Raw genomic sequence first — 11,983 nt, forward strand, 5'->3', positions numbered from 1 at the left:
CATGACGTTATGACGACGCCCGCCGCCTCGCTCCGCGCCCGCCTGATTCCGCTCTACGCCGCGCTCGTCGCCGCCAATCTCGGCGCGTGGGCGTGGGCGCTGATCGCGTTTCGGCACTATCCGCTGCTGCTCGGCACGGCGTTGCTGGCCTACGGCTTCGGCCTGCGCCACGCGGTGGACGCAGACCATATCGCCGCCATCGACGCCGTCACGCGCAAGCTCATGCAGCAGGGGCAGCGCCCGCTCGGCGTGGGACTCGCGTTCTCGCTCGGCCATTCAACGGTCGTGATCGCCGCCACGCTCGGCATCGCGCTCACGGCGCTCTCGCTGCATGGCCGCTTCGAGCTGTTCCACGAGATCGGCTCGACCATCGGCACACTCGTTTCGTCGACGTTCCTGCTCGTACTCGCGGGCGTGAACCTCGTGATCCTGCGCGACGTGTGGAGGCGTTACCGCAGCGCACAGCAAGGCGACGACGCAGCACTCGCCGCCGACGCGCCCGCGCCCGCCGGCCTGTTCTCGCGCGCGCTGCGGCCGCTCTTTGCGCTCGTCACGAAGAGCTGGCACCTGTACCCCGTGGGCGTGCTGTTCGGCCTCGGCTTCGACACGGCCACTGAAATCGGCCTGCTCGCCATCGCCGCCGCCGAAGCGGGCAAGGGTTTGCCGATCTATTCGATTCTCGTGTTCCCCGCGCTCTTCACGGCGGGCATGACGCTCGTCGATTCCACCGACAACGTATTGATGGTCCATGCCTACGGCTGGGCGATGGACGATCCGAGACGCAAGCTCTACTACAACGCGAGCATCACGTTCGTCTCGGCGCTGGTGGCGATCGCGATCGGCGGCGTGGAAGCGCTCGGGCTCATCGCCGACAAGCTCGGCGCGAGCGGCGGCGCGTGGACGCTGATCGCAGGTCTCAACGAGCGCTTCGGCGAGCTGGGCTACGGCATCGTCGCGGTATTCATCGCCTGCTGGATCGGCTCGGTGCTGTTCCATCGCTGGCGCCGGCCCGCCGCGGCCCGCTAAAGCGCTCACGCCCCTCTCGCGACTGCACGTCTGCACGGCGCGCCATGCGCGCGCAACCCCGCGAAACCCCTACCCTTCGCCTCGGTTGCCGAAAGCGCGTAAACTAGGCCCAGCTATTGCGCGCCTGCCGTGCTCGATAGCCCCGTCAATCGTTTCACCTTGCTGCACCCATTCGTCGTCTGCCGTACCGCATGCCGCCGTCGCGCACGCCCCCGGGCCTCGCGCGTCCCCTGAACGGAATCGCACGGAAACCCGCACCGATGAAACGACCGCAGTCCCGCCGTCCGCATGACGTGTCCAACCCGTCCCGCCTCGAAGCGCTGCGCCCCCAGGCCGGCGATCACGGCAACCACGCCCTCGACGAATTCGCTGCCGGCCGCCTCACGCGCCGCGAGCTGCTGCGCTACGCCAGCGCGGTAGGCCTCACGGCACTGCCTGCGCTTGCGGGACTCGCCGTGCCGCGCGGGGCGCACGCCCAGGGCGCGGCGAAGCCCGGCGAGCAGACGATCCGCGTGGCGCACCTGATGCCCGCGGGCGCCGTCGATCCGCTCACCGTGACCGATGCGGGCGCGCTGTGTCTCCTGAACCAGACCGGCGAATTCCTCGCCAACGACGACGCGCAAGGCCATCTGCAACCCGCCCTCGCGCTCTCGTGGCAAGCCAACGCCAAAGCAGACGTCTGGACGTTCAAGCTGCGCCCCAACGTGAAATTCCACGACGGCCAACCGTTCGGTGCGAAGGACGTGGTGGCGACCTTCGATCGCCTCGCCGACCCGGCAACCGGCTCGGCGGCGCTCTCGGTGCTCAAGGGCGTGCTCTCGAAAGGCGGCACGAAGGCCGTCGACGATCACACCGTCGAGTTCCACCTCGACGCGCCCAACGGCAACTTCGCCTACTACGTTTCTTCGGACAACTACAACGCCGTGATGCTGCCCGCCAACTATGCGGGCAATTACGAAAAGAGCTTTATCGGCACCGGGCCGTTCAAGCTCGACAAATTCGAGGCGCGGCGTGGCGTGAGCTTCGTGCGCAATCCCGGCTATTGGGGCGACAAGGCGCTGCCCGCGCGCGTGGAGTTCGCCTTCTACGCCGACGAGCAGGCACAGTTGCTCGCGCTGCAGGGCCACCAGGCCGACGTGATGGGCACCTTCACCGTGCAGGGCGGCATCGGCATCCTGAACAATCCCGACTTCAAGGTGATCGGCGTGCGCTCGAGCGCCCACCGCCAGATCCACATGCGCAACGACTCGCCCACGTTCAAGGACAAGCGCGTGCGCCAGGCGCTCGCGCTGGCGCTCGATCGCGACGTGCTCGTGCGCGGGCTGTTCAAGGGCCGCGCCGTGGTGGGCAACGACAGCCCGTTCGCGCCCATCTTCCCGTCCACGGCGACCGACGTGCCCCAGCGCAAGATCGATGTCGCGAAGGCACGCCAGTTGCTGGCGCAAGCGGGCGTGGCCAACGGCTTCGACGTGACGCTCACCACCGAGAAGTACATGGAGATACCGGACCTCGCCGTGGTCGTGCAGAACGCGGCGAAGGCGGTCGGCATTCGCATCGCGCTCAAGGTGGAGAGCCAGTCGCAGTATTACGGCGCGGGCACGTTCGGCAAATCGGACTGGCTCGATTCGCCGCTCGGCATGACCGACTATGGGCACCGCGGCGTGCCGAACGTGTTTCTCAACGCGCCGCTCACCTCGGGCGGCACGTGGAATGCTGCGCACTTTCGCAACGCGCAGTACGACAAGCTGGTTGCGCAGTTCGCGGCGACGCTCGACGTGGCGGCCCAGAAGCAGGTGGCGAGGCAGATCCAGACGCTGCTGCTCGACGAGACGCCCGTGATCATCCCGTACTTCTACGACCAGTTGATCGCACAGCGCGCCGTGCTTTCGGGCGTGCGCTTCACGGCGCTCGCCCAGCTCTATTTCGACCGCGCGACGCTCGCCGCCTGAACCGGCTCTAGCGCACCCGAAACGGAGGTCCGATGGCTACTCCGCTCCCGCCCATGTCGAATCCGGCCGGCACCGCGCGCGCCTTCGCCCCGCGCGCGGGCGTCGCGCGCTTTCTCGGCCGGCGCGCCGCCTGGGCGATCTTCACGCTCTGGCTGCTCTCGGTGCTCGTGTTCGCGGGCGGCCAGCTGCTGCCCGGCGACATCGGCCGCGCCGTGCTGGGCCCGCTCGCCGACGCGCGCGCCGTGGCCGCGCTCAATCACGAACTGGGCGCCGACCGGCCGGTGCTCGACCAGTACATTTCGTGGATCACGCATGCGCTGCGCGGCGACTTCGGCATGTCGTGGAGCTACAAGCAGCCCGTCGCGCCATTCGTGGGCGACGCGCTCCTGCAGTCGGCCAGGCTCGGCCTGCTCGCGTTCGTGGTGGTGGTGCCGCTCGGCATTGCGGGCGGCGTCTGGGCGGCGCTCCACGAAGGCCGCCTGATCGACCGCGCGATCAGCACGGGCGGCCTGTGCGCGAGTGCCGTGCCGGAATTCGTCTCGTCGATCGTGCTGATCCTCATCTTCGGCGTGTGGCTGCGCTGGCTGCCCATCGAGGCCACCGCGCCCAGCGGCGCGGGCGTGTTCGAACAATTGCGGCACCTCGTGCTGCCCGTGCTGCCGCTCGTGCTCGTGTTCTTCGGCTATCTCGCGCGGATTGCGCGCGCGGGCACCATCACGGCGCTCGACGCCGACTACACGCGCACCGCGATTCTCAAGGGGCTGCCGAGCCACGTCGTGATCGTGCGGCACGTGCTGCGCAACGCGCTGCTGCCCAGCGTGACGGTGGCAGCCACCCAGCTCGGCTATCTGATCGGCGGGCTCGTCGTGGTCGAATCGCTGTTCCGTTATCCGGGCGTGGGCTCCCTCATCTTCAACGCCGCGAAGGCCAAGGACTTCCCGTTGCTCGAAGCGGGCGTGCTTGCGGTGGGCGCCGTCTATACGCTCGCCAATCTCGCCGCCGACGCCCTGCACGCGTTGCTCGACCCGCGCCTGCGCGCGCCGGGAGGCGCATGAACGATATGGCTTCCGAAACAATTTCTCCGGGCGGCGAACCGGGCGAAGAAGCGCTCGCCGACACGCGTTGGCGCGACACGCTGCATCTGCTGCTGCGCTCGCCCTCGTTCGTCGCGGGCGCGCTGATCCTCGTGTGGTGGATCGTCTGCGGGCTCGCGGGCCAGTGGTTCGCACCGCACGACGCCTACGCGTCCGATCCGCTCAGCTCGCTCCTGCCGCCCGACCATACGCACTGGTGCGGCACCGATCAGCTCGGCCGCGACATCTGCTCGCGCGTGATCGTGGGCGCGCGCGACATCCTCACGATCGCGCCGCTCGCCACGCTCGTCGGCACGCTCGCGGGCGCGGCGCTCGGGCTCGTCATCGGCTACTTCGAAGGCGCGTTCGGCACCCTCGTCGCGCGCACGCTCGACGCCGTGCTCGCGCTGCCGCTCGTGATCGTCGCGCTGCTCGTGCTCGCGGCCGTGGGCGCCTCGAATCTCGCCGTGGTGCTCGTGATCGGCATTACGTTTGCGCCGCTCATCGCGCGCACGGTGCGCGCGGCGGTGCTCGCCGAGCGTCATCTCGACTACGTGGCGGCGGCTCGCTTGCGCGGCGCGAACGCGCTCGCCGTGATGTTCACGGAGATCCTGCCGAACGTCTGGCCGCCCATCGTCGTCGAGGCGACGGTGCGCCTCGGCTATGCGATCTTCGCGGTCGCGACGCTGTCGTTCCTCGGCTTCGGCATCCAGCCGCCGTCCGCGGACTGGGGGCTCGCGCTCGCCGAGTCGTACACGCTGCTCGCGGGCGGCGCATGGTGGACCGTGGCATTCGACGCGCTCGCCATCGCCTCGCTCGTGGTGGCCGTGAACCTGATCGCCGACAGCCTGCGCGAGGTGCTCCAATCGTGAACCGCCCCGCTTCTTCACGCCCCGCTCTCGCCACCTTCAGCGCGCCGCGCGACGACGACGCGCTCGCGCTCGTCGGCCTCACCGTCGCTTACCGCGTGCGCGGGCGCGACCGCGACGTGCTCACCGACGTCTCGCTGCGCATCCGGCGCGGCGAAGCTTATGGGCTGGTAGGCGAATCGGGCTGCGGCAAGTCGACGGTCGCGCTCGCCGCGCTGCGCTATCTGCCGCGCAACGGCCGCGTGAAGGCCGGGCGCATCGCGATCGCGGGCGACGACGTGCTCGCGCTCGACGTCGACGGCCTGCGCACGCTGCGCGCCAACGCCGTGTCGATGGTCTATCAGGACCCCGCCAGCGCGCTCAATCCCACGCTCACGATTGCGCGCCAGCTCAACGAAGCGTTCGAAGCCGCGGGCGCCGATGCGAGCGTGGCCCGCTCGCGCTCGCACGCGATGCTCGAGCGCGTGCGCATTGCCGATCCGGGCCGCGTGCTGGCGAGCTATCCGCACCAGCTCTCGGGCGGCATGCAGCAGCGCGTGGTGATTGCGATGGCGCTCGCGTCGAACCCCGCGCTCCTGATCCTCGACGAACCGACCACCGGCCTCGACGCCACCGTCGAGGCCGAGGTGCTCGACCTCATCGCGAAGCTGCGTGCGGAGCTGGGCATGGCGGTGCTGCTCATCAGCCACGACCTCGCGGTGGTCGGGCGCATGTGCGAACGCGTGGGCGTGCTCTACGCGGGACGGCTCGTGGAGGAAGGCGCCACGCGCGACGTGTTCGAGCGTGCGCGCCATCCGTACACGGTCGGCCTGCTGCGCTGCCTGCCGGCGCAGGGCCGCAACAAGCATGCGGGCGCGCTCGACACGATACCGGGCGAGTTGCCGGCGCCTGGCGTGAGTGCGCCCGGCTGCATCTACGCACCGCGCTGCCGCCTCGCCGACGCGCGTTGCCGCGTGGAAGCGCCGCCGCCGCATCGCATGACCGCGCCGCACGGCGAGCAGATGTCGCGCTGCCACTATCACGAACGTGCGATGGAATTGCCGTTCGGCAACCTGATCGGAGGCGGCGACGGATCGCAGACCTCGAGCGATGGCCCGGCGAATGGCGAGGCCGAACCGCGCGTCGTATTGCGCGCGCTCGACGTCTCGCGCACCTTCGGACACGGCGCGCAAGCCGTGCGCGCGCTCGACGGCGTATCGATCGAGCTGCATGCGGGCGAGACGCTCGGCGTCGTGGGCGAATCGGGCAGCGGCAAGACGACACTCGCGCGCATGCTGCTCGGCCTGCATGCGCCCGATGCGGGCGGCGCCGTCGAGCTCGACGGCAAACGCCTGCACGCCCACGTCGCGCGGCGTCGCGCCGACGAGCGCGCAGCGCTGCGTGTCGTGTTCCAGCATCCGGACGCCTCGCTCAATCGCGCACTGCCGGTGAAACGGCTGATCGAGCGCGCGCTGTCCCGGGCGCGCGACGCCACGCCGGCCGCTCACCAGGCCTCGGACGAATCGCGCATCGCGGGACTGCTCGAAGCCGTACGCGTGCCGGCGCGCTATCTCGTGGCGCGCGCGCGGCAACTCTCGGGCGGCCTCAAGCAGCGCGTGGCGATCGCCCAGGCGTTCGCGGGCGAGCCGCGCATCGTGATCTGTGACGAGCCCACCTCGGCGCTCGACGTCTCCGTGCAGGCCGCGATTCTCAACCTGCTCGCACGCCTGCAGCGCGAACGCGGCGTGAGCTACCTGTTCATTTCGCACGACCTCGATGTCGTGCGCTATCTCGCCGATCGCATCGTCGTGCTCTACGCGGGCCGTGTCGTGGAAAGCGGTCCGGCCGGCGCGGTGTTCGACGGCCCCTGGCATCCGTATACAGAAACGCTGCTGGCCGCGCGCGCGCTCGGTGCGGCAACGGCCAACGGCGCGCAGGCCGCGGCGCGCGGCTGCATTTTCAGCGCGCACTGCCCGCGCAAGCTCGGCGCCATTTGCGACGAAGCGCCCCCACCGCTCGCCGACGCGGGCGGCGGCCATCGCATTCTCTGCCATATTCCCGTAGACGAATTGCGCACACAACAGAGCGCCACCACAGCCACGCAAGCGGCGACCTGACGGTGCGATAGCGCGCATATCGCATCCGGCTTCGTTGCGCTGTCCGCTTTCGCAACGCGAATCGCGCCATCCAGCGCACGCGTTTCATCGCCGTAACGTTTTCCGCGTTTTTTCCGCCACGCGGGCGACACATCAATTGTCAAGTCCACCCCGCACGCCCCTCACCGGCCGATGGCACAAAACTGGCTATATCGGCACCAGGCATCCGGCCGCCGCAATCCAGTGCAATGCGCCCCGACACGCGCGGGGCGGCGCACCGGGCACACGGATGACCGGCCGCTCGACGCGCTTGTAATCTGCCGTCCCACGCCATGGGTTCCGACAATCCACAAGGAGTCCTGCGCAAACCGGTCATCCTGCGCGCGGCCTGACCGGATGCCGTTTTTGGCGAGTACCGCTGAAGCCGGATCGAACCCAATACGCCGGCGCGAAGCGGGTTGCGAGCCTGACGGAGTCGGCGCACGCGCACAAGGCGTGCGGCCGGCACGGGGGCATGGGAGACGACAGCGCATCACGCTGCCGCCTTGCGGGGAGAACAAGATGAAAAAGACCAACATTCATCAGTACTGCGATTGGATAAGACGGGGAGCAGGCATGTGCGCGGTGGGCGCGGGCATTTTATTCCCCGTGATCTCCGCGCACGCCGCAGGCGATGCCATCAATCCGGTGATCCTGCTCGCCGATGCGCCTTTGCCAGCGAGCGGGGCCGAGGGCTTCGGGGCTTTCGGCGCGCCGGTTGCTGCGGATTCGCCTGCCGCCAGCGTCTCGTCGAAGACTGATTCGGAGTCCGATTCGGCTACGCTGGCGAGCGACGTTTCTACGGTGTTCGCGCCGAACGATTGCATTAGCCGTACGGGCAGCGCGTGTTTCCGGGGCAACGGCGGCGGCGGCCATGGCGGCTCGGGTGCGTCGAGCGGCAGCAGCGGAAGCGGCGGCGGCGGCGGTGCGGGCGCCGCGACGGCCAGCACGGGAGGGCTTGGCCGCAGCGGCAGCTCTAGCGTGGGAGGGACGGGACCGAGCGGTTCGGGAGGCGGTTCCAGCAACTCCGGCGGCGGCAAAGGCGGTGGTGGGAAAGGAGGCGGTGGTAACAACGGCGGTAGTAACAGCGGTGGCGGCAATAGCGGCGGTGGCAATAGCGGCGGTGGCAACAGCGGTGGCGGCAACAGCGGTGGCGGCAACAACGGCGGTGGCAACAGCGGCGGTAGCAACAGCGGCGGCGGAAGCAGCAACGGCGGCAGTTCAGGCGGCTGTGGCTGCGGCAGCCACGGCGGATCGGCAAGCGGCCCTTCGGGCGGCCCCGCAGGCGGATTCGGCGGCGGCTTTGGCGGGGGGTTCGGCGGATTCGGCGGTGGCTTCGGAGGTGGATTCGGCAAAGGTGGACCGTCGGGCGGCCCGGGCGGCGGGTACGGCGGCGGGTACGGCGGCGGACACGGTGGCGGCCATGGCAGCGGTCATTGAACCTGTACGGCGGTGCAGGCAGAGCGCTGCAGCCACTCCGATCTGGCGCGACGGCCAGGCGCGCCAGTCCTGGCGTCGGCGGCGGCGTCCCGGTCCCCCGGCCGGGCACCGCCGCCGTGGGCCGGTCGCCGGATGCGCGATGCGCGTGGCGTTCCCGGGCGACCACAGCGGCTGTCTGCTCGCCATACGCCGGCACAAACCATGACCGCGCGCGCAAGCGCGCATCCCACTCGCGCCCTACAGCATCTCCAGCGGACGCTTGCTGCGCGGCGGCTTGAAATATGCGTCGAGCGCCGCGTGCTCTTGCGCACCGAGCACGAGATCGAGCGCCGCGCGGTTGTCGCGCACGTGCTCGACGCGCCCTGCCTTCGGAATCGCACAGACTCCGCTTTGGCCCAGCACCCACGCCATCGCCACGCGATAGACCGACACCCCGTGGGCGTGAGCGATGTCGTCGAGCGGCGAGCGCCTCGGCAAGCGCGCGTGATCGACCGGGCTATACGCCATCACCGGCATGCGATGCGCGGCGCTCCACGGCAGCAGGTCGAATTCCGCGCCGCGCCGCGCGATGTTGTAGAGAATCTGGTTGGTCGCGCACCCGTCGCCGCCAGGCGTAGCGAACAGCTCCTCCATGTCGTCGGTGTCGAAATTGCTCACGCCCCAGTGACGGATCTTGCCCGCGCGCACGAGCGCTTCGAACCCTTCGACCGTCTCTTCGAGCGGCACCCCGCCGCGCCAGTGCAGCAGATAGAGATCGAGCCGGTCGGTGCCGAGGCGTTTCAGGCTCGCCTCGCACGCACGCGCGACGCCGCTGCGGCTCGCGTTGTGCGGATACACCTTGCTCACGAGAAACACCTCGTCGCGCAGGCCCTGCAAGGCCTCGCCGACCAGCCGCTCGGTCGCGCCGTCGCCGTACATCTCGGCGGTGTCGATGAGCGTCATGCCGAGCGCCACGCCTTCGCGCAGCGCGGCGATTTCCGCCGCGCGGTGTGCACTGCGCTCGCCCATTTCCCACGTGCCCTGCCCGAGCTTCGGAATGCGTTCGCCGTCCGGCAATGCGACGCTTGCGATATCGGTCGTCATGATCTCCCTTTGCGCGCTGCAACCGCGCCCACTGGCAAAGAACGGCCAGTGTATCGCCTGGCGCGCAATGCGGTCATACGCACTCTCGCAAGCCGTTCATTTCCGCGATTGCGCATCGATGACATAAAATTGCCGTTCGCCTTTCATGCCTGCCTCCCATGAACGCACCCACGGAAGACCGCTGGCGCGACCTGCGCCCGGACCCGGACAACGACACGCCGCTCTATCTGCAGCTCGCGCGCAAGCTGAGCCTTGCGATTCACGACAATCGCTGGAACGCGGGCGAAGCCCTGCCCTCCGAGCGCGTCCTCGCGGAGTCGCTCGGCGTTTCGCGCATCACCGCGCGCAAGGCGATCGCACTGCTCGTCGAGCAGGGCCTGATTCGCCGCACGCAAGGCGCGGGCAGTTTCATCACGCCGCGCATCGAAGACCCGCTCTCGCGCCTCACGAGCTTCAGCGAGATGCTGCGCCAGCGCGGCTTCACGCCGAGCTCGCGCTGGCTCTCGCGCGAAATCCAGCCCGCGAGCCGCGACGAGGTGATCCAGCTCGGGCTCTCGCCGGCGGCGGCCGTCACGCGCCTGAAGCGCCTGCGTCTGGCCGACGGCATCGTCATGGCCGTCGAGAACTCCACCTTCCCCGCCGCGCTGATTCCCGACCCGAACGCGATCGGCGACTCGCTCTACAGCTTTCTCGAACAGCGCGGGCTTTCGATCGTGCGCGCACTGCAACACTTTCGTGCGGTGAACGCGAGCGAGGAAATCGCGCGGCAGATGAGCATCGCGCCCAACGAGGCGCTGCTGCTCATCACGCGTGTGGGCTATACCGCCGATCAGCGCGCCATCGAACTCACCGATACCTACTGCCGCAACGATTATTACGATTTCGTCGCGGAACTGCGCAAGTAGCGCGCGAAAACGCGCCGGCGTCTAGGCGTTCCATGCCGGCGCATCGCTGCCGATCGGCACCGGCGGGCGCGCATGAAACGCCGGCGTGAGTTCGAGTCGCTCGGCGGGCGCCACCGCGCGCACGCGCCCGAACGGCGAAGCCATTTCCTCCAGACAATCGGCGAGATCGGCGGCGCCCACCTCGGGCGCCTGCTGGCCGTCTTCGAGCGTGCCCATCGTCTGCAGCCAGCGGCCCGTTTGCGCGAGCGACAGGCGCACGTGCCAGCTGCCGCCTTCGCGCATGCGCCGCGCGAGTGCGACCATCGCGCCGAACGCGGCCAGATAGCCCGTGGCGTGATCGAGCGCCTGGCACGGCAGCGGGCGAGCCGTAGTGAACGGCGGCGCGCCTGCTGCGGCGCTGCCGTGTCTTGCTGCGGCGACGCTCTCGGCCCACACGATGCCGCTCGCCGACTGCACGAGGCTGTCGAAGCCGCGCCGCTCGCGCCACGGCCCACGATGCCCATACGCACTGATCGACACGCACACGATGCCGGGCCGCACCTGCGCGAGCGCCTCGGGCGCGAAGCCGCGCGCGGCGAGCGCACCTGGCCGGTAGCCTTGCACGAACACGTCGGCATCGCGTGCGAGTGCGCGTAGCTGCTCGCACGCGGCTGCGTCGCGCAGGTCGAGCGTGGCGGAGCGCTTGCTGCGGCCGTTGTCGATCACGAGCGGCGCGATGTTCGGCAGATGCGGGCCGTTGATGAGCAGCACGTCCGCGCCGTGTTGACCGAGCGTGCGCCCCGCCACCGGCCCCGCGATGATGCGCGTGAGGTCGAGCACGCGCACGCCTTCCAGAGGACGCGCGCCGGCGCCCGCCCGCGGCGCCTCGGCGGGCGCGTCGCCAATGCGCTCGATCTCGAACAGCGGCAGGCTCGCCACCGCCTTCGCCTGCTCGTGCGCGGCCCATTCGCGCGGCGCGCGCACGAGCGCGGCGCACAGGCCCGCTTGCGCGAGCGCGTCGTCGAGCGCCGCGCCTTCCCAGCCAAGGATCGCGCGCGCCACGGCGTCGCGCTCGTCCGCGCATTGGAGCACGCGCAGGATGCCCGCGAGGTGATGCGGAAAGTTCGCGTGCAGCTGGACCCAGCGGCCGTCGCCGGTCGGGAAGTGACCCGTCACCGGATGACGCAGCTCCGTGGGCGGCTGGCCGTCCACGCTCAAATGGCGCTCGCTGCGAAACGCGGCGAGCGAGCGGCGCACGTCGATCGCCACGTGCTGCATCCGGCCCGTGCGCAGCGCGTGCAGTTGCGCGGCGGCGAGCCCCGCCGCGCCGATGCTCGCCGCCGCGAGCGTGCCCACGCGAAAGATCGAGGGCAGGCCCGGATCGACGCCTTCGACGTCGAGCCAGTCGAGCGCGGAAGGGTCGCAGCCCGCCAGCATCCAGAGGTGTTCGAGCGCGTCGCGTGGCGTCATGGCGTGCAGTCCTTTTGCGAGGGAAGCGGGGAGAAAGCGAGCCGCAGTGATGTCACGCATCGTCGCGCCGCTCGA

9 protein-coding genes are annotated in these 11,983 nt (G+C 69.8%); 7 read left to right on the forward strand and 2 right to left on the reverse strand.

Going from position 1 to position 11,983, the window contains the following annotated elements; translation table 11 throughout:
- The first annotated feature begins 9 nt into the window (after window positions 1–9).
- From AB4Y35_RS17290 to AB4Y35_RS17315, 6 genes are all read left to right on the forward strand, one after another.
- Window positions 10–1,026: a HoxN/HupN/NixA family nickel/cobalt transporter gene (locus AB4Y35_RS17290; RefSeq protein WP_368705198.1), complete on the forward strand. Its 1,017-nt coding sequence runs from the start codon at window positions 10–12 to the stop codon at window positions 1,024–1,026.
- Between the two features lie 260 nt (window positions 1,027–1,286).
- The gene (locus AB4Y35_RS17295; protein WP_368705199.1) at window positions 1,287–2,975 is read left to right on the forward strand and encodes an ABC transporter substrate-binding protein; all 1,689 of its coding nucleotides are present in this window, start codon (window positions 1,287–1,289) and stop codon (window positions 2,973–2,975) included.
- Window positions 2,976–3,007: 32 nt separating this feature from the next.
- Window positions 3,008–4,030: an ABC transporter permease gene (locus AB4Y35_RS17300; RefSeq protein WP_368705200.1), complete on the forward strand. Its 1,023-nt coding sequence runs from the start codon at window positions 3,008–3,010 to the stop codon at window positions 4,028–4,030.
- A 5-nt stretch (window positions 4,031–4,035) separates the two neighbouring features.
- Complete coding sequence (locus tag AB4Y35_RS17305) at window positions 4,036–4,920, forward strand: ABC transporter permease (protein WP_368705201.1); 885 nt, start codon at window positions 4,036–4,038, stop codon at window positions 4,918–4,920.
- Window positions 4,917–7,013, forward strand: a complete 2,097-nt coding sequence (locus AB4Y35_RS17310; protein WP_368705202.1) for a dipeptide ABC transporter ATP-binding protein — start codon at window positions 4,917–4,919, stop codon at window positions 7,011–7,013. Before AB4Y35_RS17305 ends, AB4Y35_RS17310 begins: the two co-directional genes overlap by 4 nt.
- A 540-nt stretch (window positions 7,014–7,553) precedes the next feature.
- The gene (locus tag AB4Y35_RS17315) at window positions 7,554–8,471 is read left to right on the forward strand and encodes a hypothetical protein (RefSeq protein WP_368705203.1); all 918 of its coding nucleotides are present in this window, start codon (window positions 7,554–7,556) and stop codon (window positions 8,469–8,471) included.
- A gap of 237 nt (window positions 8,472–8,708) precedes the next feature.
- Here the strand turns inward: AB4Y35_RS17315 and AB4Y35_RS17320 are convergent, their stop codons facing one another.
- Complete coding sequence (locus AB4Y35_RS17320) at window positions 8,709–9,554, reverse strand: aldo/keto reductase (protein WP_368705204.1); 846 nt, start codon at window positions 9,552–9,554, stop codon at window positions 8,709–8,711.
- Between the two features lie 158 nt (window positions 9,555–9,712).
- Here AB4Y35_RS17320 and AB4Y35_RS17325 point away from each other — a divergent pair, with 158 nt between their 5' ends.
- The gene (locus AB4Y35_RS17325) at window positions 9,713–10,459 is read left to right on the forward strand and encodes a GntR family transcriptional regulator (RefSeq protein WP_342921120.1); all 747 of its coding nucleotides are present in this window, start codon (window positions 9,713–9,715) and stop codon (window positions 10,457–10,459) included.
- Window positions 10,460–10,480: 21 nt separating this feature from the next.
- Here the strand turns inward: AB4Y35_RS17325 and AB4Y35_RS17330 are convergent, their stop codons facing one another.
- Window positions 10,481–11,908, reverse strand: coding sequence for a CoA transferase (locus AB4Y35_RS17330; RefSeq protein ID WP_368705205.1), 1,428 nt, complete (start codon window positions 11,906–11,908; stop codon window positions 10,481–10,483).
- Window positions 11,909–11,983 lie beyond the last annotated feature (75 nt).

It is taken from the genome of Paraburkholderia sp. EG286A (genome assembly GCF_040965375.1).
Lineage (GTDB): Bacteria > Pseudomonadota > Gammaproteobacteria > Burkholderiales > Burkholderiaceae > Paraburkholderia.